The following is a 23,987-nucleotide window of genomic DNA, read 5'->3' on the forward strand; positions in this document are numbered from 1 at the left end:
ATCAGGAGGTTGATGCTCGTGACGGCGATCTGGCTTGCCGTCGGGACTCAGGTGTGGGCGCTCGACATCCGCGCCGACCTGGAGGCCGCCGTCGCCGCCGGCAAGCGTGGGCTCATGGTCTATTTCGATCAGGAGGACTGTGCGTATTGCGAGCGTTTCAAACAGGTGAACCTCGCCGACCCGGATATCCTCGCCTATCTCCAGCGTCATTTCGACCTGATATCCGTCGACATCCATGGACGCGCCGAGGTCAGGACGCTCGACGGCGAGCGACTCGACGTGCAGACCTGGGCACGGCGCGAGCAGACCGACTTCACGCCCTCGATCCTGTTCTACGACGCCGATGGGCGGCTCGCGCTCTGGCTGCGCGGCTATCATCCGCCCTATGCGTTCCGGGCCGCGCTCGAATACGTCGCCGATGGGCACGACCGGCGCGAGTCCTTCGACGATTATCTGGCGCGCGGCGACGAGCGTCTCGTCTTCGATAGCGAGGATCTCAACGATCAGCCCTTCTTCAGCCCGCCGCCCCATGTGCTCGACCGCCGGATTCCGGCCGAGCGCCCGCTGGCGGTGTTCTTCGAGCGCGGCGACTGCCATCCCTGCGACGTGCTCCACGATCAGGTGCGGCGCTCGCCCGAGATCCGGCGTCGGTTCGAGGCGCTCGATACGGTTCAGCTCGACCGGCGCTCCGAGACGCCTGTCATCACGCCCGCCGGCGAGCGCACCACGGCCCGCGCCTGGGCCGATGCGCTCGGTCTCCAGCACGCCCCGGCGATCCTGTTCTTCGACGGACGGGGGCGCGAGTTGCAGCGGCTCGATTCGGTCGCCGGCTTCCGGCGTCTGAGTCAGCGGCTCGACGACATCCTGGCGTCCGACCGAGCGTCGTGTCAGGTCGAGTCGCCCTGAGCCGCGGCCCAATCCCGGCCACCCCTCGCCGGAGAGAATCTGATATTTTTGCACAATGCAGTATTTCATCGGCCATGCTCCGAGCATGGCCCCTTTCTGACTTCGATAGAGTAAGACCATGCAGAGTATCTACATCGCCGGCGCCGGGGCTGGCAGCGGCAAGTCGGTTGTCGTCCTGGGCTTCATGGAGATGTTGTCGGCGATTGGCCGCCGGATCGGTTTCTTTCGGCCCTTTGCGCCCCGGGGAGCCGAACTCGACAATCTAACGGCCCTGATCCGCGAACGTTACGCGCTGCCGTTCCCGCCCGAGATGCTCTACGGCTGCACCGTGGAGACGGCACGCCAGTTCATCGGCAGCGGGCGCTATGACGAGCTGCTCAAGCTCATCATGAACAAATTCAAGATGCTCGAAGAGCAGTGCGATCTGGTCGTCTGCGCCGGCACCGACTACAACGGACTCATCCCTTCGCTGGAATTCGGCTTCAACGTCGATCTGGCCAACAACTTCGGCTGTAGCCTGGTGGCCGTGGTCAAGGGCTTCGGACGTACCCCGCAGGAAGCCTGGGACGCCCTGCACATCACCCATGAGCTGATGCGCGAGCGCGGCGGCGACTTCCTGGCCACCGTGGTCAATGGTGTGGCGCCGCAGGATCTGGAGACCGTGCGCGGCCGGGTCCAGCATCTGCTCACCGAGACCGAGACCATCTATGTGCTCCCGGAGCAGCAGGCGCTCGGCATGCCGACCGTGGGCGAGATCCGGCAGGCGCTTGGCGCCGAGTGTCTCTATGGCGAGGGCGACGCCCTGCATCAGGTCGTCACCAACTACAAGATCGCCGCCATGGAGATCCCGGATTTCCTGCGCTATGTCGAGGACGGCTGTCTCATCATCACGCCAGGCGACCGCTCCGACATCATCCTGGCGAGTCTGGCCGCCGATGCCTCCTCGGCCTTTCCGCGCGTGGCCGGACTGCTGCTCACCGGCGGTCTGCGACCGGCCGACAAGGTCCGCGATCTGATCGAGGGCCTGCGTCGCACCAAGGTCGCCATCCTCCAGGTGCCGACCGACACCTTCACCACGGCCATGCATGTGAGCCGGATCGAATCGAGCCTGCTGCCGGGCGACGATCGCAAGATCGCCGCCGCGCTCGGCGTCTTCGAGGCGAACGTCGATCTCGACGAGTTGCGCGGACGCATCGCCGTGCATCATACCGAGCGCGTCACGCCGCTGATGTTCGAGTACGAGCTGATCCGCCGCGCCAAGTCGCGCCGCCAGCGCATCGTGCTGCCCGAGGGCGGGGACGAGCGCATCCTGCGTGCCGCCGAGATCCTGTCGCTGCGCCAGGTCGCCGACCTGATACTGCTCGGCAATCCCGAGCGCATCCAGCGCCGTGCGGCGGAGTTGGGCCTGGATCTCGGTGACATCCGCATCATCGATCCGATCGACTCGCCCGATCGCGACCGCTATGCCCGGACTTATTACGAGCTGCGCAAGCACAAGGGCATCTCCGAGCAGATGGCGCACGACGTGCTGGCCGACGTCAGCTACTTCGGCACCCTCATGGTCTACCACGGCGATGCCGACGGCATGGTCTCGGGCGCGACCCACACCACCCAGCACACCATCCGGCCCTCGTTCGAGACGGTCAAGACCAAACCGGGCGTGAAGCTCGTCTCCAGCGTGTTCTTCATGTGTCTGCCGGACCAGGTGCTGGTCTATGGCGACTGTGCCGTCAATCCCAATCCCGACTCCGAGGAGCTGGCCGACATCGCCATCAGCTCGGCGCAGACGGCGACGGCCTTCGGCATCGAGCCGCGCATCGCCATGCTGTCGTATTCGAGCGGCAGCTCCGGCAAGGGCGAGGATGTCGACCGGGTGCGCGAGGCGGTGCGACTGGTGCGCGAGCGCCGGCCCGATCTCAAGGTCGAGGGGCCGATCCAGTACGATGCGGCGGTCGACATCGAGGTCGGACGTTCCAAGATGCCCGACAGCGAGGTCGCGGGTCATGCCACGGTGCTGATCTTCCCCGACCTCAACACCGGCAACAACACCTACAAGGCCGTGCAGCGCAGCGCCGGTGCCGTGGCCATCGGCCCGGTACTCCAGGGGCTGAACAAGCCGGTCAACGACCTCAGTCGCGGCTGTACCGTGACCGATATCGTCAACACCGTGGCCATCACGGCCATCCAAGCCCAAGGCGAGTCCATCGCGGCCGCCGCCAACGAGGAGTGCGCGCGATGAAGGTGCTGGTTCTGAACTCGGGCAGTTCCTCGATCAAATATCAGCTCTTCCGCGTCCAGGACTGGCAGGCGCTGGCGTCGGGGCTGGTCGCGCGCATCGGCGAGCCGGAGGGCGAGGTCAAACTCAACTGGCTCGACAGCGATGAGGTGTCGCATTCCAGCCAGGAATCGCTGCCGATCTCGAGCCATGAGCAGGGCATCGATTACATCATCCGTGCGCTGCGTGACAGCGGGGTGCTGGTCGAGGTCGGCGAACTGGCGGCCATCGGGCATCGCGTCGTCCATGGCGGCGTGCGTTTCAAGCAGCCGGCGCGTATCGACGACTCGGTGATCGAGGCCATCCGCGAGGTCGTCCCGCTCGCCCCGCTGCACAATCCCGGTCATCTGGCCGGCATCGAGGCGGCCTGCTCGCACTTTCCGGGGGTACCCTCGGTCGCCGTCTTCGACACGGCCTTTCATCAGACCATGCCGCCGGCGGCTTATCGCTATGCCATCCCCGAGGCGCTCTATACCGAGCATCGCATCCGCCGTTACGGCTTCCACGGCACCTCGCATCACTATGTCGCCAAGCGTGCCGCCGAACTGCTCGGCAAACCGCTCGATCAGTGCAACCTGATCTCCCTGCATCTGGGCAATGGCGCGAGCGCCACGGCGATCCGCGCCGGGCAGTGCGTCGACACCTCCATGGGCCTGACCCCGCTCGAAGGGCTGGTCATGGGCACGCGCAGCGGCGACATCGATCCGGCGGTCGTCATCTATCTGTGCAAGCATCTGGGTCTGGACGCCGACGGACTCGACCGGCTGCTCAACCGTCAGAGCGGACTGCTGGGACTGTGCGGCGTCAACGACATGCGCGAGATCGACCAGCTGGCCGCCGCCGGCGACGAGCGCGCCGAGCTGGCCATCGCCATCACCACCCACAGGCTCAAGAAATATATCGGCGCCTATTACGCCGAGCTGGGCCGGGTCGATGCCCTCGTTTTCACCGGCGGTATCGGCGAGAACGCCGCCGAGATCCGCCGCCGTGCCTGCGAAGGGCTGGAGCGGCTGGGCATCCGGCTCGACACCGAGCTCAACGCGTCGCGCGCCCAGCGTGGCGAGCGCTGCATCAGTCTGCCCGAGTCTGAGGTCCGGGTGCTGGTCGTCCCGACCAACGAAGAGCTGGAGATCGCCCAGCAGGCGCTGCGGACGGTTGCGGACATCGACCGATGACCGCGCGCCGGACGTGCCGTGCTGGGATCAGCCACGCCAGTACGCGATAATCGCCGGATCAAACCATACAGGAGACGACGATGTCCGAACCCAGCCCCCCTCAGTCCGGTAGTCAATCCTTCTGGAAGCTGATCGCCTTTGCCCTGATGTTCGCCCTGGTCGGCGTCTACATCCTCTACAACTGGTACGACGACAGACTCAAGGCTCAGATCTCTGAAAAAGATGGGCTCATCGTGCAACTGAGCGATCGAGTCAAGGAGACCGAGGCACGGCGTCTGGCCGCCGAGGAGGGCTGGAATGCCAGTCGCGCCGAGATCGACGCGCTCAAGGAGCGGTTCGAGTCCGAAAAGCAGGATCTGAACGACCAGATCCGCATGCTCGAGGAGATCAAGGTCGGCCTGGGGCAGGACATGGAGGGCATCAAGGCCGCACACGCGGCGGTGCTGGCCGATGAGCGTCAAAAGACCGCCCAGGCCGTGGCCGAGCAGGAGCGTCTGGCGGCGGCGCGCGACGAGGTCCAGGCACGGCTGGAGACCGAACGCGACAAGGTCCAGGCGCTGAAGGCCGATCTGGGCCGGGTCAACGTGGCCATCGCCGAGGCCGCGACCAGTCATCAGCAGCGGATCGCCGAGCTGGAGCGCCATCTCAATGAGCGCGTGTCCCTGGCACGCACGACGCCGGAGGACGCCGAACTGCTCAGGACTGTCCAGGAGCTGGGTCTGCTGGGCACGCCCGAGGGCCGCACCGCCGAGGCTCAGGCGCTCGCCGACGAACTGGCCACGGCCAAGGCCGAGTTCGAGACGCTCTACAAGGAGCACGAAGCCGTGCGCACGCGTCTGGCCGAGTCCCAGACGGCGTTGCAGAAGGTCCGCATGGATCTCGAGCTGAGCCACCGCGATGCCGCTCAGGCCGGACAGGCGCGTGAGGCACTGGGCAGGGTTGCGGCAATCGAGGCTGATCTGAACGCCGAGCGCGAGGCGCGCGCCGCCCTGCAACAGCAGTACGACGACGCCATCGCCGCGCATGAGGCCGCGCTGGCCGAGCGCGACCAGCGCCTGACCGAGCTGCAAACGGTGCTGGAGACAGCGCGTGCCGAAGCCGGTGACGAGGCGCGGAAGACCGAACGGCTCGCCGCCGCCGAGTCGCGCATCCAGGAGCTGGAGTCCAGCCTGGAGACGGTACGCGCCGAGGCCGAGGAGGCCCGGACGACTTTGAACGCGGCGCTGGAGCAGGCACGCGCTCGACTGGCTGAACTGCAACAGGCGGCCGAGACGACGGCTCAGGACGAAAACCAGGCCTTGACCGAGGCGACGGCGCGCATCGCCGCGCTCGAAGCCGAGCTGGAGCAGGCGCGTGCCCAGGATGGGGACGCTGAGGCGCTGAGCGCGGCTCAGGCACGGATCGACGCGCTCGAAGCCGAGCTGGAGACAGCGCGCCAGTCGGTTCAGCCCGAAGCGCCGTCAGCCGATCAGAGCGAGGCCGCCGCCGAGCTGGCTCGTCTGCGCGCATTGCAGACCCGTTTCGCCCAGCTCAACGGCACCTTCACCGAGCGCGGACTCCTCCTGAGTCTCGCCGAGTCCGAGCTGAGCTTCCCCACCGGCCGGGCGACCCTGCCGACCGGCGAGCTGGCGAGTCTGGAGCGTATCGCCGAGCTGCTGAAGGCGCATCCCGAGCTGACCGCGCGTATCGAGGGCCATACCGACAGCCTCGGTAGCGCGGCGCTCAACCAGAGCCTGTCGCTCCAGCGCGCCGAGGCCGTGCGTCAGGCGCTCGTCGAGCGCGGTGTGGACGGCGGGCGTCTGAGTGCAGAAGGACTCGGGCCGACGCGCCCGATCGCCGACAACGCGACCGCCGAGGGACGCGGCAAGAACCGCCGTGTCGAGGTCTATATTCTCGACCGCGACTGATGCCGTCGGCGCGGATTCGAGCTAGAATCCGCGCGATTCCGTTTTCCGTCCTCCCATGACCAGCGGCTCGTTGCTTTGGCGCGAGCCGCTGGTGCTTGCGCGTCTGGACCGGGTGCCACGGATTCGGCCATCATCACAGGCACTTTTGGCGTTCAATCACACTCCATCGAGAACATCATGACGCTCGCTCGACTGTTCGGAATCCTGGTTATTGGATCGACGTTGGTTTCTGGCATACCACTGCGGGCGGACGACACCCCGGGTCTGGTCGAGCCGGCGCCGAGCGAGGGCGCTCCCGGCGCCTTCACCTTCGCCGCCGTGGTCCGGCGCGCCCAGGAACTGGCGACCACTGATTACCAGCCCGACCGCCCGGCGCTCCCGGACTATCTCGCCGATCTGGACTACGACCAATATCGCGATATCCGTTTCGACCGCGACGAGAGTCTGTGGAAGGCCGAGGGGCTGCCATTCCAGATGCAGTTCTTTCCGCGCGGTTTCCTGTTCAAGGACCGGGTGACGGTCAACGTCGTCGAGGAGGGCGTCTCGCAGGTCGTACCCTTCCAGCACGATCTCTTCGACTATGGCCGCAATCAGGTTCCCGAGGAGATGCCGGCGGATCTCGGTTTCGCCGGGTTGCGTCTGCTCTATCCGGTCAACCGAGACGACATGTTCGATGAGGTGGTGGTCTTTCTGGGCGCGAGCTATTTTCGCGGTGTCTCCAAGGGCCTGAACTACGGCATCACGGCACGCGGGCTGGCGATCGACACCGGGCTTCCGACTCAGGAGGAATTCCCGATCTTCCGTGAGTTCTGGGTGTTCAAGCCCGCACCCGATGCGGTCGACATCACGGTGTTCGCCCTGCTCGACAGCGAGAGCGTCACGGGCGCCTACAGCTTCGTGATCCGTCCGGGCATCGAGACGGTGATGGACGTCAAGGCGCGGCTGTTCATGCGTCAGTCGGTCCAGAAGCTCGGGATCGCGCCGCTGACGAGCATGTTCCTCCATGGCGAGAACACCGACCGTTTCATGGATGATTTCCGGCCCGAGGTCCACGACTCCGACGGTCTGCTGGTCGTGAACGGCACCGGCGAGCGCATCTGGCGTCCGCTGACCAATCCGCTCGGTCTGCGCGTGAGCGGTTTCGTCGCCGAGAACCCCCGGTCCTTCGGGCTGTTCCAGCGCGATCGCACCTTCGGTCATTACGAAGACCTGGAGGCGCACTATCAGAACCGCCCGAGTGCGCTCGTCGAGCCGATCGGCGACTGGGGCCGGGGTACGGTCGAACTGGTCGAGATCCCGAGTGATGCCGAGCGTTACGACAACATCGTCGCCTACTGGATGCCTGAGCGCAAACCCGAGCCGGGCGATGAGCTGAAGCTCGAATACCGCCTGCGTTTCGGTCTGGACCCCGAGGCCGGTCTGCTGGGCGGGCGCGCGGTTTCGACCCGTATCGGCGCTGCCGGCGCCGATGTCCCGGACTCCAGTCGGCGCAAGTTCGTGGTCGACTTCGCCGGCCAGTCCCTGGCCCAGATGTCGCCCGAGACCGAGGTCGAGGCCGTAGTCACCAGCACCTCGGGCGAGCTGTCCCAGCCGGTCGTGCAGTGGAATCCCAACACCCAGGGCTGGAGGCTGTTTTTCGAACTGAGACCGGATGGCCGCGAGCCGGCGGATCTGCGTGCCTTCCTGCGTCAAGGCCATGACGTGCTCAGCGAGACCTGGAGCTACAGATGGGTTCAGGAGTGATCGACCGGCTCGACGTACTCGACGCGCCCGCGCCGGCCTCCTGGTCCACCCCCGAGGACCATGCGGTGGTCGATCGGCGTGTGCGGCTCTATCTCAATGCTCTGGGCGTGCAGGATCCGCACGAGACCGAGGTGCTGGTGCGCCGCGTGATCGAGCGGGTCGAGTTCCGGGCCACGCTCGGTCAACTGGGCGAGCCGCTGGAGGTCGCGATCGAGGAGACGCACCGGCTGCTCGATCGCTGGCTGATCGCCGAACTGGGGCTGGACGCCGAGCCGGACCAGCTCTCGGCGGCCCGCGCCGCCGTGCTCGGCGGTCATCTGCCGGGCTGGACGCGGCGTTGGGCCGGTCTGAGCGAGGTGTCGCTGGCTGAATCCATCCGGGCGGTCCGCTTCCAGGCGGTCCCCGAACGCGCGCCTCTGAATATGGAACCCAATCCCATTCGGCTCTGTTGCCATCGCCTGATGCGGCGTCTGCTGGCCAGAGTCGGGCGTTGGTTGGGGATTTCGGGACGGCGCCATGCTGTGCCGGAGGTTCACCCATGAACCGCTACGGCGTCTCGACCTTTGCGGCCCGCTATCTACCGCGTCCGCTCTATTTCACGCTGGTTCTGCTCACCACCGTCTTCTGCCTGTCGCTGCTGTCGTCGGCGATCCAGGACGGCGGACTCTCGACGCTCGAAATCGTGCTGCTGATCCTCTATACCATCCTGATGTTGTGGATCAGCGCCTCGTTCTGGACGGCGGCCATCGGTTTCATGGTGCTGGCGTTGCAGGGACGCTGGGGCGAGCGCGCGGCGCCCGAGCCGGCCGCATCCGCCGAGACCGGCGCCTTCAAGACCGCGCTGGTGATGCCGGTGTACAACGAAGACCCGGAGCGGGTCTTCGCCGGACTGCGCGCCATGTTCGACTCGCTGGTCGCGACCGGACACTCCGACGGGTTCGAGTTCTTCGTCCTGAGCGACACGCGCGAGCCGGACATCTGGCTCCAGGAAGAACAGCACTGGCGGCGCTGGTCCGAGGAGCTCGGCGATCGGGTGCCGCTCTTTTACCGCAATCGGGTCGAGAACACCGCGCGCAAGAGCGGCAATCTGGCCGATTTCTGCCGCGACTGGGGCGGTCGCTATCGCTACATGATCGTGCTGGACGCCGACAGCATCATGAGCGGCGAGACCCTGGTCGAGATGGTGCGCCGCATGGAGGCCGATCGACGACTCGCCTTGATCCAGGTGCCGCCGGTGCCGGTCAACCGCTCGTCCTTCTTCGCACGCATGCTCCAGTTCGCCGGCAGTCTCTATGGACGGCTGTTCGTCGCCGGGCTTGCGTTCTGGCAACGCGACACGGCGAATTTCTGGGGCCACAACGCCATCATCCGGGTGCGTCCCTTCGCCGATCACTGCGGTCTGCCCAAGCTGCCGGGACGCGAACCCTTCGGCGGCGACATCCTCAGTCATGACTTCGTCGAGGCGGCGCTGCTGGCGCGCGCGGGCTGGAAGGTGCGGCTCGCACCCGATCTCGGCGGCAGTTACGAGGAGATCCCGCCGACCCTGATCGACTACGCCAAGCGCGACCGGCGCTGGTGTCAGGGCAATCTGCAACATGCGCGGCTGATCCTGGCGCAGGGCTTCAAGCCGCTGAGCCGGCTGCATTTCGCCATGGGCGTCATGTCCTATGCCGCCTCGCCGCTGTGGCTTCTGTTCCTGATCGCGACCGGGGCCGAAGCCTATTTCAAGAGTCTGCAACAGACGGTGTATTTCTTCGGCTACAACGTCATGCCGATCTGGCCCGAGTCCTATGTGGTCGAGATGACCACGGTGCTGTGGGTGACGCTCGTGCTGCTGTTTCTGCCCAAGATCCTGGCGCTGGTTCTGCTGGCGCTCGATCGCGACGAGGCGCAGCGTTTCGGCGGTCTGCTCAAGGCGAGTCTCAGCGTGCTGATCGAGAGTCTGCTGTCGGTGCTGCTCGCGCCCGTGCTGATGCTGTTCCAGAGCAAGTTCGTGGCGGCGATCCTGTTGCGCACCAGCGTCGGCTGGCCGGCTCAGCAGCGTGGCGATCATCAGACCGGCGTGCTGGAGGCGCTGGGCGCGCATGGCGTCCATACGCTGATCGCGTTCGCGGTCGGCTATGTCGCCTATGTGCATGTGCCGGATTTCTTCTGGTGGTTCACGCCGGTGCTCGCGGGGCTGGTGCTCTCGGTTCCGGTCTCCATCCTCACCAGCCGTACCTCGCTCGGATTGCGTTTGAAAGAGGCCGGACTCTTCCTGACGCCGGCCGAGACCGAGGAGCCGCCGGTGCTGCGTCGGCTGGAGGAACGGCTGGCCGAGTCGTCGCCTCCGATCGAGGCGCCTGCGGGGGAGCGGGCGTTCTGGACGCGGGCCATGATGAATCCAGGCGTCTACGCCCTGCACGACGCGCTGCTGCACGACGAGCCGCAGACCCGGCGGCGGCGGCACATCCTCGAAGGTCTGACCCTGCAACTCCAGGACGAGGGTGAGGATTCGCTCAGTCTGCGCGAGCAGCGGGCGTTGCTGTCGCATCGTGACGGGCTGCATTTGTTGCACACCCGGCTGTGGGCGGCGCCGACGCTGGACGCACCGCCGCCCCTCGCGAACGGATGACCTCGCGATAGAAGCATGCGCTGGTCTTGGGCCGGCGCGTCCGGTCGCCGGGATCGACCTGATAGAGACCGAAGCGCTTGGAATAGCCCTCGGCCCACTCGAAGTTGTCGAGCAGCGACCAGACGCAGTAACCGCGCAGGTCGACGCCCTGTTCGAGCGCTGTCGCGGCGGCCCGGATGTGGGCACGCAGATAGGCGACACGCCTGGGGTCTTCGACCAGCCCGTCGCGTGGCGGCGGATCGTCGAAGGCCGCGCCGTTCTCAGTGATATAGAGCGGCGGATTGGCGTAGCGGTCGCGCAGCCACAGCAGGGTTTCGGTCAGGCCCTCGGGATAGACCTCCCAGTCCATGGCCGTCAGTTCGGCGTCCGTCGGCGTGATGCGGATCGCGTCGAGCGGCGGCGCCTCGGGCGCGGCCCGGACCAGACCTCGCGAATAGTAGTTGACCCCGATGAAATCGCCCGGACAGCGGATCTTTGCCAGGGATTCGGCTGAAAACTCCGGCCAGGCCGGACCGAAGATGTCGGCCAGTTCCTCTGGATAGCGTCCGAACACGAGCGCATCCAGGAACCAGCGGTTGATGAAGGCGTCGCGCCGCCGGGCGGCCTCCAGATCCGCCGGGGACGGCGAGGCCGGATGCTGGGGTTCGAGATTGACCGCCAGCCCGATCCGGTGCCGTCCCAGGGCGCGATAGGCGGCGACAGCTTCCGCATGGGCCAGCAGCAGATGGTTCGCCACGCGCGGCGGCTCGAACAGATCCCGGTGTCCGGGGGCGAGCTGACCGTCCAGATAGCCGGGCACTGTGACCACCCAGGGTTCGTTGAGTGTGATCCAGAGCGGTACGCGATCGTCCAGGGCTCGAAAGACCGTCCCGGCATACTCGGCGAACCAGTGTGGACTGTCCGGATTGAGCCAGCCGCCGCGCTCGTGCAGGGCCACGGGCAGATCCCAGTGATAGAGCGTGGCCATCGGCTGGATGCCGTGCTCCAACAGGGCATCGACCAGACGCTCGTAGAAATCCAGTCCGCGGCTGTTGACCGCGCCCCGCCCCTCGGGCAGCACCCGTCCCCAGGCCAGGCTGAAACGGTAGGCGCTCAGCCCCAGCTCGGCCATGAGCGCCACGTCTTCCAGAGAGCGATGATAGTGATCGCAGGCTAGATCGCCGGTGTCATGGCCGGCGACCCGCCCCGGTGTGTGCGCGAAACGGTGCCAGATGCTGGGTCCGGCACCATCGGCGAGCGGAGACCCCTCGATCTGATAGGCCGAGGTCGCCGCGCCCCAGAGGAAGTCGTCCGGAAAGGGTGCGGCCATGGTCAATCCTCCACGTCATCCGAACGATTCGCCCTGTCGGTGCGTCGACGGCCACCATGGGGCGGGGATGGTTCGCGGCCCGGATCGTCGTCGGATACCGGCAGGCGCAGACGCCAGGAACCATCGGCGGCGATTTCGAGCAGCCGGTCGTAGAAGCGCGGGTCGTCGCCCGGATCGCCCAGCGTGAAATAAGTGATCCCCTGCTGGCGTAGCAGGTTGAGCAGCTCGCCGAGCGGACATTCGCTCAGGCTGCGGCTGGGATGGTCGAGGAAGACGAAGCGCGGTGCGGCCAGCAGTACGCGCGCGAAGCTCAGTCGCTGCTGCTCGCCCAGTGACAGCAGATCGCTCCAGTTGCGCTCGGTGTCCAGACCGCCGGCCTTGTTCAGGGCCGGCGTCAGACTCAACGATTCCAGGCTGGCCAGGATCTTCCAGTCCGGCAGCCAGCGCTCCTGACAGGGACGCAGCAGCACCTCGCGCAGGGTGCCGGGCGGCACATAGGGGCGCTCCGGCAGGAAGAAGATGACATCGTGTCCGGGATGCAGGATGCGCCCCGTGCCATGCGGCCACAGATCTGCCGTAGCCCGGAACAGCGCCTTCTCGGCCGCTTCGCTGGTCGAGCGCACCAGCAGGCTCACGCCCGCCGGCAGCGACAGACTCAGATCCTCGATCAGGACGCGGCCATCGCGCGGCGAGTGCAGCGTCAGATGCTCGAAGGCGACGCTGCCGCACTCCTCGCAGAACTCCACGCGCGGCGCCTGTTCCGGGCGCTCCTGATCCATGGCCTCACGCAGGGCATTGAGCCGCGCGACCACGGCCGTGTAGTTCGAGATCGACTGGAACTGGGTGACGATCAGCGAGAAGGCGCCGAGCAGATGCGCGAAGGCGACCGCTGACTGAGTGATGACCCCGAACTGGGCCTCGCCCTGGATGAACAGCGGCGCGACCAGCAGCGCCGGGATGATCTGGATCAGATAGTTGTAGCCGGTGGTGAAGAAACCGAGATTGCGATTGACCTCGATGATGCGCTGGAAGTTGGCCGTCAACTGGTTCAGGCGGTCGCGCAGCCGGGCGTTCAACCGTTCCTCGCGCCGCAGCAGGGCCACGGATTCGGCGTTCTCGCGTACATGGACCAGACGCGCGCGGAAGTTGGCCTCGCGGTCGAGCTGATCGTAATTGAGCCTGACCAGCGGTTTGCCGAGATAGATGGTCAGGATCGAGCCAAGGATGGAGTAGGCGACCGCGACCACGAACAACAGCGGGCTGATGGTCCAGAGCACGCCGGAGAAGGCGACCACCGTGAAGCTTGCATTGAGGAACATCAGGGTGAAGGAGAGGGTGGTCGCCGTGAGCGCGCGGATGTCCTCGGAGATGCGCTGATCGGGGTTGGGCAGCTCGCCGGCTGAATGCAGTCTGAAATAGGTCCGCTCGTCGAGATAGCGGTCGATGGCGCGCTCGGTGAGCCACTTGCGCCACAGCAGCCCCAGGCGTTCCTCGGTGTAGCGGTAGATGACGGCGACCACGGTCGAGATGCCCAGGACGAAGATGAACAGCAGGGCGTAATGGACGAATCCGCCCATGTCCTGGTTCTCGATCGCGGTCATGAAGTCGCGGTTGACGTAGCTGTTGATGACGTTCAGTCCATTGATCGCGAACAGGAACAGGATGAGCAGCACGAACAGCGCCTTGGCCCTGCCGCCGACCTCTGAGGCGCCGAGCTGTTGCAGCATGCGCACGAAGCGGTTCCAGATGGCCGGTGTGATCGGCACCTTGAGGGCGTTCAGGAGAGACCAGGGGAAGCGCATCGCGGCGGTCGGTCTTGACAGGGGTTGAGGTGGGTTTGGGCATCGGTCGGAGCGATGCGTCCATCGGATGACTTTGGGCCGCGCGCAGTATAGCCTAGCGCCCGTATTGCCGAGAGTCATTCTGCCGCCCCCCGGAGCGCGGTGCGGGCGGGTTTCGGGCTCGTGCCCCTTCGCCGAGGAGCGACCGCATGCACATCCTGGATCTGGACGATTTCAGCGACCTCTCTGTCTGGTCCAGCGTCGTTTCGGGGCAGGCGCGTCTCGATCTGGCCGCCGACGCCGGGCCGGAAGGCGAGGGCGGGGCCATGCGGCTGGACTTCGATTTCGGCGAGGGCGGCGGCTTCGTGGTCGCGCGCCGGACAGTGCGTCTGACACTACCGGACAGCTTCGCGATTCTGCTCCGGGTACGCGCCGAAGCGCCTGCCAATGCCTTCGAGTTCAAACTGATCGACCCGAGCGGCGAGAACGTCTGGCGCTTTCGCGATGAATCCTTCGACTTCGATTCGGACTGGCGCGCGCTGCGGATCGGCAGCCGTGCGATGGCCTTTGGCTGGGGGCCGGCCGGTGGCGGCGCACCGACACAGGTCGGCGCTGTCGAGATCGCCATCACGGCTGGGCCGGGTGGGCGCGGGTGTCTGTGGATCGCTGATCTGCGGATCGAGGATCGCACGCCATCCCAACCGCCCGCGATCCGCGCTTCCAGCGAACGGCCGGGGCAGGGCGCGGCCTGTATCCTGGACGGCCGATCCGACACGGCCTGGCGTCCCGCGCAACGGCCGGCCTGGGTCGAGCTGGATTGCCATGAACCGTGCGATTACAGCGCCCTGATGCTGCACTGGGACTCGCCTGAGCCGCGCACCTTCGAGATCCTGGCGGGCGACGACGGTGCGCACTGGACCCGTCTTCAGGCCGTCTCCAGTGCGCGCGGCCAGCGCAACACGGTCTATCTGCCCGAGGGGTGCTCGCGCTTCCTGCGGCTCGCTCTGGCGGGCGGGGAGGGCGATCCGGTTCCGGGTCTGGTCGGCCTGGAACTGAAGCCCGAGACCTTTGCCCGCTCCATTGAGGACTTCGTTCACCGTCTGGCCGAGCAGGCACCGCGCGGCCGGTATCCGCGCTGGCTCTATCGCGAACAGACCTACTGGACGCCGATCGATATCCCCGACGGCACGGTGCCGGCGCTGTTCAACGAAGAGGGGCTGATCGAGGTCTGGCGTGCCGGTCCGGCGATCGAGCCGTTGCTGAGCGTCCAGGGCGAGCGGCTGACCTGGGCCGACTGCACCGTCGAGCCGTCGCTGCTCCAGCCGCCGCTGCCGATTCCACGCTCGACCTGGAGTACGGAGGGACGGCGCTTCGAGACGCTCGCCTTTGCCCACGGAGCGCCGGGGCGGGTCTGGCTCTTCATCCGCTATCGGCTGGAGAACCTGGGTACGGCTCCGCTGAACGCGACGCTCCAGATCGCGATCCGTCCCGTGCAGGTTTCACCGCCCTGGCAGGGTTACAGGGACATCGGCGGTGTGGCGCGGATCGACCGGATCGCCTGGGAGCAGGGCGACGTGCGGGTCGATGGCCGGCTGGCTCTGGTTCCGCTCTCGACGCCGACCGGCTTCGGGGCCATGGCCTTCGACACCGAGGCGATCGATGAACCCGTTGCCGCCGTCGCTTCGTCCAAGACCGCTGCGGTCGAGGATGGACTCGGTCTGGCCTCGGCGGCGCTGCGCTTCGATCTGGACGTGGCGCCGGGTGCGCATCGGGAGATCTGGCTCGCCGCTCCGCTCGGTGAGCACGAGGACGCCCATCCCCGCGAGCTGGCCGGTGCGGCCGGTGCGGTCGAGTCGCACCTGAAGGCGGCGCTCGACCAATGGTCGCAGCGACTCGGGGCCGTCGAGCTGCACCTGCCGGAGATCGCGCGCGACGCTTGGGAGGGCTGCCAGGGGGCGCTCGCCCATATCCTGATCAATCGCGACGGTCCCGCGCTCCAGCCCGGACCGCGCCGTTATACGCGCTCCTGGATACGCGATGGCGCGACCATGGGAGCGGCGCTGCGGCGATTCGGTCTCAAGGGCGAGGCCGTCGACTTCATCGACTGGTATGCCGGGTTCCAGGCCGAGGACGGCAAGGTGCCCTGCTGCGTCGACCGTCAGGGCGTCGACTGGCTGCCCGAGCACGACAGCCCTGGTCAGTTCATCTTCGCCGTCGCCGATGCCTGGCGTTTCGGGGCGGATCGGGCGCGTCTGGAGGCGCTGTGGCCGGCGGTGTGTCGGGCCGTCGATTATCTGGAACGATTGCGGACCGAGCGGCTGACGCCGCCCTATCAGGAACCCGAGCGTCGCGCCTGTCTGGGGCTGCTGCCGGAGTCGGTGAGTCATGAGGGCTATCTGGCCCATCCGGTCCATGCCTATTGGGACGACTTCTGGGCGCTGCGCGGACTCAAGGATGCCGCTGAGCTGGCCGAGGCGCTGGGCGACGGCGAGCGTGCCGGGCACTTCGCCCGTCTGCGCGATGCGTTCAGTGCGGCCCTCTATGTCTCCCTGGATCGGGTCATGGAGGAACGCGGCATCGATTTCCTGCCCGGATCGGTCGAATGGGCCGACCACGACCCCACGGCGACCGCCAATGCCCTGACCCTGATCGACGAGTCCCACCGGTTGCCGGTAGCGGCCATGCAGCGCACTTTCGATCAGTTCATGCAGCGATTCCGCGCTGTCCATGGGTCGGACCCTGTGCCCTGGACCAACTACAGTGCCTATGAAATCCGCATCGCGGGCGCCCTGATCCGGCTCGGACGGCGCGCGGAGGCGCATGAGCTGCTGCGGTGCTATCTGGCCGAGCGCCGGCCGGCAGTCTGGAACCAGTGGCCCGAGATCACCTGGCGCGATCCCAGGTCGCCCGGTCATCAGGGCGATCTGCCGCATGCCTGGATCGGGGCCGAATACTGTCTGGTGTTCCGCGATCTCTTCGTTTACGAGCGCGGGGCGGATCGCTCGCTGGTGATCGGCGCCGGTCTGCCGGTCGAGTGGCTGGCGGCGGGTGAGATCCGGGTGCGTCGCCTGCCGACGTCCTACGGCCGGCTCGATCTGGACATCGCGCGCTTCGACGGCGGCGCGGTGCAGATGCGGGTTGGCGGTGAGTTGCGGCTTCCGCCCGGTGGTCTGTGGGTGGCACCGCCGCTGCCGGGTCCGCTGACGCGCGTCGAGATCGACGGCGAGCCGAGCCGCGACTTCAATGCCACCGAGGCGCATCTAACGACGCTTCCGGCTGAGATCGTACTGGTCGGTTGAGCCACGAGAACAGAGACATCGACATGCAACAGTTTTTCGATCCGCACGGCCCCGAGTCGAGTCTGCATCGACTGAGCAACGGTTCGCTCGAAGCCCTGATCTCGGAGTCAGGCGCCGGTCAACTGCGCTGGAACGGACTGGCGCTCACGCGCTGGCATGCCGATCCGGTCGAGGACGATCTTGGGAGTCTGCTCTATGTCCGGGATCTGGATTCGGGCGCGGTCTGGTCGCTTGGCTATCAGCCGACGCGCGTCGAGCCGCGTGTCTATCGCGTCGGCTGTCAGGATGACCGTTTCCGGCTCGAACGCGAGGATCAGGGCATCGCCCTGCGGCTCGATCTGAGTCTGGATGCGACCAGGGATCTGGAGCGGCGATGTGTGCGGCTGACCAATGTCTCGGACCGGGCGCGCCGGATCGAGCTGACCAGCTATCTGGAGGTGGTGCTCTTTCCCTCCGAGGCCGATGCGGCCCATCCGGCGTTCGCCAAACTCTTCGTTCAGACCGAGCGGGATGCGTCTACGGGGGCGCTGCTCGCCCGCCGTCGTCCGCGCGGTCAGGGTGAGTCCTGGCCCTGGATGATCCATGCGCTGCTCGGCGCCGAGGCCGTGCAATGGGAGACCGATCGCGCCCGTTTCATCGGACGAGGCCGGAATCGAACGCGTCCGGCCGCACTGTTCGGTTCGGCCCCGGAGGCCGGTTCGCTGTCCGGCCGTCTGGGGAATGTGCTCGACCCCATCCTCTCACTGCGTACAGTGATTGAGTTGCAACCCGGTGCCGGTAGCGAGCTGACCTGGATCACGGGCGCGGCGCCCGACCGCGCGGCGGCGCTGGCGCTTCTGGATGGCGAGTCGCTGAAGACATCCGTATCGGCCTCATCGCTGTCCACTGACGATGAGGCGCCGGCCAGTCGCGACGCCGACGACGAACTGGCCGAATCGACTCAGGATCTACGCTTCTTCAACGGCTACGGCGGTTTCTCCGCAGACGGGCGTCGCTATGAAATCCAGTTGCCGTATCAAGGATCAGCCGGCCATCGCCGCCCGCCCCAGCCCTGGATCAATGTCATCGCCAATCCGGATTTCGGCTGTCTGGTGAGTGAGTCCGGCGCGGGCTATACCTGGTCGCGCAACAGTCAGGCCAACCGGCTCACCCCCTGGTTCAACGATCCGGTCGGCGATCCGCACGGCGAGGCGCTCTATGTGCGCGACGAGGCGACCGGCGAATCCTGGTCGCCGCTGCCCGGACCGCGTCCGGCGCCCGCCGGCTATCGGGTGACGCATGGGCTGGGCTTCACGCGCTTTGCGCTCCAGTACGCCGGGCTGGAGCAGGAAACGACCCTCTTCGTGCCGCGCCATGATCCGCTGCGTGTCCTCAGGCTGCGCCTGACCAACCCCGGCGCCGGCACACGGCGCCTGTCGCTGTTGGGCTATCAGCGTCTGGTCATGGGCCAGCAGCCGTCGTCGGGCAGCGCCATCGTCACGGCGATCGAGCCTGCGTCGGGGCTGTTGCGCGCGATCAATCCAGAAGCGGGCGATTTTGCCGGCGGCATCGTCTTCGCCACGGCGATCGTCTCGGGCGGCGCGGTCATCGAGCGCGATTTCACCACCGACCGCCTGTCGGTCATCGGCCGTCATCGCGATCTCGCCGACCCCGTGGCGCTGGAGCCGGGCCGACGGCTCGACGGGCGTCAGGGCGAAGTGCGTGATCCCTGTTTCGCGCAGCGGCTTCGGGTGAGTCTCGAACCGGGCGCGACCCTGGTCTGCGACTGGCTGCTCGGCGAGGCGATGAGCGAGACGCAACTGGGCGATCTGCTGCAAGGCTACGCCGATCCGGCGGCCATCGGCGCGGCCTTCGATGAAGCCGTCGCATTCTGGGACGATCTGGTCTCGCACGTCCAGGTCGAGACGCCCGAACCGGCCATCGATCTGATGCTCAACGGCTGGTTGCTCTATCAGAACCTCGGCTGTCGGATCTGGGCGCGTTCGGCTTTCTATCAGTCCGGCGGGGCTTACGGCTATCGTGACCAACTTCAGGACGCCGCCGCGCTCGCCGCCATCCGCCCGGACATCACGCGCGCCCAGATCCTGCTGCACGCGGCGCATCAGTTCGTCGAGGGCGACGTGCTGCACTGGTGGCATCCGGCGCCGCTCGAACGCGGACTGCGCACCCGCTTCTCGGACGATCTGCTCTGGTTGCCCTTTGTCCTCGCACACTATGTCCGGATGACGGGCGATGTCGGCCTGCTGGACGAGATTCAGCCCTATCTGGCCGCGCCCGAGCTGGCGCCGGGGCAGGATGAAAACTATCTGACCCCAGTGCTCAGCGGCGAGTCGGGCGATCTCTACGACCATGGCTGTCGCGCCATCGACCGTTCGCTGACGCGCGGTGTGCATGGTCTGCCGCTCATGGGCACGGGCGACTGGAACGACGGCATGAACCGGATCGGGCGTGCCGGACACGGCGAGAGCGTCTGGATGGGGTTTTTTCTGTACCGGGTGCTGAGCGACTTTCTGCCGTTGTGCGAGCGGCGCGGCGATCAGGCGCGCCTCGACCGCTATCGTGCCTGTCAAGCCGAGCTGGAACGCGCCCTGGAGACCAGCGGTTGGGATGGCGACTGGTACCGTCGCGCCTACTATGACGACGGCACGCCGCTCGGCTCGGCGGCCGACGCGGAATGCCGCATCGACGCCCTGGCGCAGGCCTGGGCGGCACTCTCAGGCGCGGTGCCGCGCGCGCGCGCCGAGCAGGCGCTGGATAGCCTGGAACGCCATCTGGCCAGCGAGCCGGACCGGCTGATCCGACTGCTGACACCGCCCTTCGTCGACACCCCGCACGATCCCGGTTACATCAAGGGCTATGTCGCCGGTGTGCGCGAGAACGGCGGCCAATACACCCATGCCGCCTGCTGGGCGGTCGCGGCCATGGCCGAACTGGGACGGCACGAGCAGGCCGCGCCCTGGCTGGCGCGGCTCAGTCCGGTCAGCCATACCCGCACATCCGCAGACGTCCGGCGCTACCGGCTCGAACCCTATGTGGTGGCCGCCGACGTCTATGGCGAACCGCCGCACGTTGGGCGCGGCGGCTGGAGCTGGTATACGGGTTCGGCGGGCTGGTGGTATCGGGTCGCGCTCGAATCCGTCCTGGGTCTGCGGATCGAGAACGGCCGCGAGCTGGTCATCCGGCCCTGCATCCCGGCGAGCTGGCCGGGCTTTCGGCTCCGTTACCGTCTGCCGGACGGCGTGACCGAATGTGAGATCCAGGTGGATAATGGCGACGGCGGCGGGGTCGTCATCGCGGCCAGCCTCGACGACAGGCCTCTGACCATCCAGTCGGGCGCGGCGCGTGCCGTGCTGCCCGTCGGTCCCGGCCGCCATTCCATCCGGGTGAAGCTCGGTGCCTCGCCCGTTTCCGCTCCAACTCCATAAGGATCGACCATGTCCCTGACTGCCACACGTGCGCGCCCACTGATTGCCGCTGTCCTCCTGGGCGCGCTGGCTCCAGCCACCACGCTGCGCGCCGATGACATCGAACCCCTGAGCGTGGCGGTCATCAAGGCCACCACCGGCCTGTGCAAGCGCGGCGAGACCTGCCACACGGATCGCGCCGGCTCCTGGACGCCGAAGAAAGCCATCGCCATCCTCGCCGTCTCGGTCGCCGAGCAGGCCGATATCGACCTCTATGCCGACATCGAGGTGAGCACCCGGCCCGAGATGTATCAGTGCTCCGGGGACGATTCCAGAGGCTGCATCTTCCGTGCGAAATACGCCGGACCCGGACTGGTCGACTATGCCGCGACCTCGGGCAGCACCTATGTCGGCTCCAACATCACCAACACCACCATCACCTTCCCGTCCGGCTACGGCCTCATGGTCCAGGCCGGCGAACCGATCTACGTCCATCTCGATGTGCGCAACGGCAGCCTCATCGATCTCCAGGTCGATCAGGATGCCTGGATCTACTACGTCGAGGCCGACTGACCCGGCGCTCAGTCCGATGGCGGTCGCGGCGGCTTGGGCGTGCGGCGCCGGGCCGGCATCCCATCGGACACGGCCAGGATCAGGCCGAGCATGACGAAGCTCGTCATCAGACTGCTTCCGCCGTGGCTTATGAAGGGCAGCGTCACCCCGGTCAGGGGGATGGACTTGGTGACGCCGCCCAGATTCAACAGGGTCTGGGTGGCGAGTTCCGTGGTCAGCCCCAGGCACAGGAGCCGCCCGAATCCCTGGCGCGTCTGGTCGGCGATCGTCAGTCCGCGACCGAACAGCACCAGGAACACCAAGACCAGCAGTACGGCGCCGACGAAGCCCAGCTCTTCGCCGATCACCGCATAGATGAAATCCGACTGGGCGATCGGCGTATATTCCGGATTGCCCGCACCGAAACCTTCGCCCCAGAGTCCGCCCGAATACATCCCCGAGAGTCCCTGGAGGATCTGCCAACTGTTGCCGGTCGGATCCTGGAAGGGATCGAGCCAGGCGGCGAGACGGCGCTGGCCGTGACTGAAGACGGTCAGGAGCAGCGCCCCGGCGAGAGCCGCCAGCACGCCGCCCAGCACCAGATAGGCCGTGCGCCCCGTGCCGAAGAAGAGCATGACCAGCAGCGCGACGCTCAGGATGACGACCATCCCCAGATCGCGCTGGGTGAGCAGCAAGGCCGACAGTCCCAGACAGAACAGCAGCAGCGGCCACAGATGACGCATGGGCGGAAGCGGAAAGCCCTTGCCCCAGTTGGCCAACCGTTTGGCATGGCGGTCGATGAATCCGGCCAGGAACACCACCACGGTCACTTTGAGCAGTTCGGTCGGTGTCACCAGTCCGACGCCATAGACCGCGCCGCGATAACGCTGACCGAACAGGAGCACGACGGCGACCAGTACCAGTGACCCGGCGGCCCAGACCCAGAGCCAGTGCCCTTCGGTGAGCCGCGCATAACGGCCATGACTCAGGCCGATCGCCACCAGCAGCATCAGCACGATTCCGGCCGGCACCAGATAGAGACCCGGATCGAGCGGATTGGCGACATCGAACGTTCCGAGCCGCACTTGCGCCAGCAATCCGAAACCGGCCAGGAAGGCCAGGGCGCCGATCAGGATCTGATCGCCCTGGAAGTGCACCGACACCAGCGTCAGATGCAGCACGACCAGGGTGCCGGCATAGAGCGTCCAGGGCAGCGGATCGGTCAGCGCGAAAGCGCGTCCCTCGGCATAGCCGGATCCGAGCATCATCCCGAAGCCGATGCCGATCCCGAGCACGCTCAGCCACAGCAAGCGCCGCTCCGGCCAGCGCCGTGACCAGGCCTGGACGAAGGGATGCGTGTTCATGTCGGGGCGTTGGCGCGGCTTCATGGTTCGGTTCGACACGGCTCGTCTGTCGCTCAGGGCTTGGAGGCCGACGGCATCAATCCCAGCGCATGCGCGCGCTGTAGCAGGTCGCGGGCGATGGGGGCGGCGGTCGCCGAGCCATAGCCGCCATGCTCGACCAGCACGGCCACGGCCAGCGCCGGTCGCTCGGCGGGCGCGAAGCCGACGAACCAACTGTGCGCGTCGCCCTGGGGATTCTCGGCGGTGCCGGTCTTGCCGGCGATCGCCAGTTCGGGGATGTCGATCGCACGCGCCGTGCCCTCGGTGACGACACGCCGCAGCATGGCGGCGAGGCGGTTGGCCACGTCCGGGTGCATGAAGCGAGCGAGCACCTCGGGCCGAGCGGTGGCGATCAGGCGCGGCCGGACCGCCACACCCTGATTGGCCAGGGCGCCGGTCAGCAGCGCCATGTAGGCCGGACTGACCAGGAGACGTCCCTGACCGATGGCGGCCTGTGCCAGGCCATATTGATCGTTGGCGGCGAGTGCGGGCCAGTGCCCGGTGCGCATCGCAAAACGGCCATACGTGCTCTGGTGCAGCAGGATCTGGCCATTGAATCCGAGCCGCTCGGTCAGTTCCTGAAAGGCGTCGTGTCCCTGGAGCACGCCGAGTTGGGCGAAGAAGACGTTGGAGGAGACCGCCAGGGCGCGCTCCAGCCCCAGACGTCCGTAGCCCTCCCAGACATGGCCGGTCCGGCGTGCGCTGTAGTATTCGTGATCTCGGATCTTGCGATAGTGCGACGCGGTGGTGAAACCATCGCCCGGACAGGCCAGGGTGCCGTTGAAACCGCGTTCCAGCGCCAGCGCCGCCACCGCGATCTTGAAGGTCGACCCCGGCGGATAGAGTCCCTGGGTCGCGCGGTTGAGCAGCGGGGTGGCCGGGTCCGATCCGCTGAAGAGTTCGGCGTCGATCCGGTTGGGGTCATGGGCCGGTACGCTCGCCAGGACGCGCACCGCGCCGTCGCGCGGATCGAGCATCACCACAGCGCCACGCCGCGCACCGAGCCGTTCGACCGCCAGACGTTGCAGCTCGGCGTCGATGGTCAAGACCACATCCCGCCCGCGTGGCCGCTTGTCGCCACCGAGGATCCGGCGCCCCAACTCGCCGAGATCCTTGAGGCTGTTGGGGTCGCCGCCATCGAGCTGGCGGCTGACCACGGCCTCCATCCCGCTCGCCCCGAAGCGCGGATGGGTGTAGCCGACCACGGGCGCGAAGACGGGACCGTCGGGATAGTGGCGTTGGACCCGTCCCTCGCGTTCGAGGCTCTCGGCCAGTACCTCGCCGCGCCGGTCGAGCAGACGTCCGCGCTGGATCCAGTGGGCCGGATTGAACTCGCGTCGATCGTGCGACTGCATGAAGGCGACGAACTGGGGGCGATAGAGTCCGGTCAGTTGCCAGGTCGCCTGATAGAGCAGCACGGCGCCGAAGAGCGCCATGAGTCCGGTCATGGGCGTGCGAAAGGCCCCCTTGGGTCGGCTCAGATGCTTGAGCCGTGCGGCGTCGCGCAGATCGAACAGTTGCTTGACCAGCAGGAACAGGGTCAGGAAGAAGGCCGCCTGGAGTGCGAGCCGCGCGGCGGACCAGGGATCGATGTCGAGCGAGACGTTCATCGGACGATT

The 23,987-nt window shown here is 66.9% G+C and carries 14 protein-coding genes; 10 read left to right on the forward strand and 4 right to left on the reverse strand.

Annotated features, from left to right (window positions below):
• The first annotated feature begins 12 nt into the window (after positions 1-12).
• The 7 genes from ALVIN_RS03015 to mdoH all read left to right on the forward strand — a co-directional run bounded on the left by ALVIN_RS03015 (position 13) and on the right by mdoH (position 10,620).
• Positions 13-906, forward strand: coding sequence for a thioredoxin family protein (locus tag ALVIN_RS03015; RefSeq protein WP_012969834.1), 894 nt, complete (start codon positions 13-15; stop codon positions 904-906).
• Positions 907-1,024: 118 nt separating this feature from the next.
• The gene (pta, locus tag ALVIN_RS03020; RefSeq protein WP_012969835.1) at positions 1,025-3,145 is read left to right on the forward strand and encodes a phosphate acetyltransferase; all 2,121 of its coding nucleotides are present in this window, start codon (positions 1,025-1,027) and stop codon (positions 3,143-3,145) included.
• Positions 3,142-4,356: an acetate/propionate family kinase gene (locus ALVIN_RS03025; protein WP_012969836.1), complete on the forward strand. Its 1,215-nt coding sequence runs from the start codon at positions 3,142-3,144 to the stop codon at positions 4,354-4,356. Before pta ends, ALVIN_RS03025 begins: the two co-directional genes overlap by 4 nt.
• 80 nt (positions 4,357-4,436) lie before the next feature.
• Positions 4,437-6,263: an OmpA family protein gene (locus ALVIN_RS16470; RefSeq protein ID WP_012969837.1), complete on the forward strand. Its 1,827-nt coding sequence runs from the start codon at positions 4,437-4,439 to the stop codon at positions 6,261-6,263.
• Between the two features lie 177 nt (positions 6,264-6,440).
• Positions 6,441-8,006 carry a glucan biosynthesis protein gene (locus ALVIN_RS03035; RefSeq protein WP_012969838.1) on the forward strand — a complete coding sequence of 522 codons (1,566 nt, stop codon included), beginning with the start codon at positions 6,441-6,443 and terminating at the stop codon, positions 8,004-8,006.
• Positions 7,991-8,548 carry a hypothetical protein gene (locus ALVIN_RS03040; RefSeq protein WP_012969839.1) on the forward strand — a complete coding sequence of 186 codons (558 nt, stop codon included), beginning with the start codon at positions 7,991-7,993 and terminating at the stop codon, positions 8,546-8,548. The genes ALVIN_RS03035 and ALVIN_RS03040 overlap by 16 nt, the downstream gene beginning before the upstream one ends.
• Positions 8,545-10,620 carry a glucans biosynthesis glucosyltransferase MdoH gene (mdoH, locus tag ALVIN_RS03045; RefSeq protein WP_012969840.1) on the forward strand — a complete coding sequence of 692 codons (2,076 nt, stop codon included), beginning with the start codon at positions 8,545-8,547 and terminating at the stop codon, positions 10,618-10,620. The genes ALVIN_RS03040 and mdoH overlap by 4 nt, the downstream gene beginning before the upstream one ends.
• Here mdoH and ALVIN_RS16925 read toward each other — a convergent pair.
• Both ALVIN_RS16925 and ALVIN_RS03060 read right to left on the reverse strand, forming a co-directional pair.
• The gene (locus ALVIN_RS16925) at positions 10,505-11,929 is read right to left on the reverse strand and encodes a GH1 family beta-glucosidase (protein ID WP_012969841.1); all 1,425 of its coding nucleotides are present in this window, start codon (positions 11,927-11,929) and stop codon (positions 10,505-10,507) included. The genes mdoH and ALVIN_RS16925 overlap by 116 nt on opposite strands.
• Positions 11,930-11,931: 2 nt before the next feature.
• A complete protein-coding gene (locus ALVIN_RS03060; protein WP_012969842.1) occupies positions 11,932-13,731 on the reverse strand; it encodes an ABC transporter ATP-binding protein/permease in 1,800 nt (599 codons plus the stop codon).
• 188 nt (positions 13,732-13,919) lie between these two features.
• Here ALVIN_RS03060 and ALVIN_RS03065 point away from each other — a divergent pair, with 188 nt between their 5' ends.
• Genes ALVIN_RS03065 through ALVIN_RS03075 form a run of 3 tightly spaced genes read left to right on the forward strand, consistent with a single transcriptional unit; the run spans position 13,920 to position 20,986 of the window.
• Positions 13,920-17,009 carry a discoidin domain-containing protein gene (locus ALVIN_RS03065; protein ID WP_012969843.1) on the forward strand — a complete coding sequence of 1,030 codons (3,090 nt, stop codon included), beginning with the start codon at positions 13,920-13,922 and terminating at the stop codon, positions 17,007-17,009.
• Positions 17,010-17,032: 23 nt separating this feature from the next.
• Positions 17,033-20,434, forward strand: coding sequence for a GH36-type glycosyl hydrolase domain-containing protein (locus tag ALVIN_RS03070; RefSeq protein WP_012969844.1), 3,402 nt, complete (start codon positions 17,033-17,035; stop codon positions 20,432-20,434).
• 9 nt (positions 20,435-20,443) lie between these two features.
• A complete protein-coding gene (locus tag ALVIN_RS03075) occupies positions 20,444-20,986 on the forward strand; it encodes a hypothetical protein (RefSeq protein ID WP_012969845.1) in 543 nt (180 codons plus the stop codon).
• Between the two features lie 8 nt (positions 20,987-20,994).
• Here the strand turns inward: ALVIN_RS03075 and ALVIN_RS03080 are convergent, their stop codons facing one another.
• Together ALVIN_RS03080 and ALVIN_RS03085 are read right to left on the reverse strand one after the other, a co-directional pair.
• The gene (locus ALVIN_RS03080) at positions 20,995-22,353 is read right to left on the reverse strand and encodes an FtsW/RodA/SpoVE family cell cycle protein (protein ID WP_012969846.1); all 1,359 of its coding nucleotides are present in this window, start codon (positions 22,351-22,353) and stop codon (positions 20,995-20,997) included.
• 29 nt (positions 22,354-22,382) lie between these two features.
• Positions 22,383-23,978 (reverse strand): peptidoglycan D,D-transpeptidase FtsI family protein, encoded by a 1,596-nt coding sequence (locus ALVIN_RS03085; protein ID WP_012969847.1) that lies wholly within the window; start codon positions 23,976-23,978, stop codon positions 22,383-22,385.
• Positions 23,979-23,987 lie beyond the last annotated feature (9 nt).

This window comes from Allochromatium vinosum DSM 180 (genome assembly GCF_000025485.1).
GTDB lineage: Bacteria > Pseudomonadota > Gammaproteobacteria > Chromatiales > Chromatiaceae > Thermochromatium > Thermochromatium vinosum.

Excerpts from the sequence above, each read along its gene's own strand:
- ALVIN_RS03015 (WP_012969834.1), top strand. The coding sequence starts at position 13 with ATGCTCGTGACGGCGATCTGGCTTGCCGTCGGGACTCAGGTGTGGGCG.
- ALVIN_RS03070 (WP_012969844.1), top strand. The coding sequence starts at position 17,033 with ATGCAACAGTTTTTCGATCCGCACGGCCCCGAGTCGAGTCTGCATCGA.
- ALVIN_RS03085 (WP_012969847.1), bottom strand. The coding sequence starts at position 23,978 with ATGAACGTCTCGCTCGACATCGATCCCTGGTCCGCCGCGCGGCTCGCA.
- ALVIN_RS03075 (WP_012969845.1), top strand. The coding sequence starts at position 20,444 with ATGTCCCTGACTGCCACACGTGCGCGCCCACTGATTGCCGCTGTCCTC.
- pta (WP_012969835.1), top strand. The coding sequence starts at position 1,025 with ATGCAGAGTATCTACATCGCCGGCGCCGGGGCTGGCAGCGGCAAGTCG.
- mdoH (WP_012969840.1), top strand. The coding sequence starts at position 8,545 with ATGAACCGCTACGGCGTCTCGACCTTTGCGGCCCGCTATCTACCGCGT.
- ALVIN_RS03035 (WP_012969838.1), top strand. The coding sequence starts at position 6,441 with ATGACGCTCGCTCGACTGTTCGGAATCCTGGTTATTGGATCGACGTTG.
- ALVIN_RS16470 (WP_012969837.1), top strand. The coding sequence starts at position 4,437 with ATGTCCGAACCCAGCCCCCCTCAGTCCGGTAGTCAATCCTTCTGGAAG.
- ALVIN_RS16925 (WP_012969841.1), bottom strand. The coding sequence starts at position 11,929 with ATGGCCGCACCCTTTCCGGACGACTTCCTCTGGGGCGCGGCGACCTCG.
- ALVIN_RS03060 (WP_012969842.1), bottom strand. The coding sequence starts at position 13,731 with ATGCGCTTCCCCTGGTCTCTCCTGAACGCCCTCAAGGTGCCGATCACA.
- ALVIN_RS03040 (WP_012969839.1), top strand. The coding sequence starts at position 7,991 with ATGGGTTCAGGAGTGATCGACCGGCTCGACGTACTCGACGCGCCCGCG.
- ALVIN_RS03065 (WP_012969843.1), top strand. The coding sequence starts at position 13,920 with ATGCACATCCTGGATCTGGACGATTTCAGCGACCTCTCTGTCTGGTCC.
- ALVIN_RS03025 (WP_012969836.1), top strand. The coding sequence starts at position 3,142 with ATGAAGGTGCTGGTTCTGAACTCGGGCAGTTCCTCGATCAAATATCAG.
- ALVIN_RS03080 (WP_012969846.1), bottom strand. The coding sequence starts at position 22,353 with ATGAAGCCGCGCCAACGCCCCGACATGAACACGCATCCCTTCGTCCAG.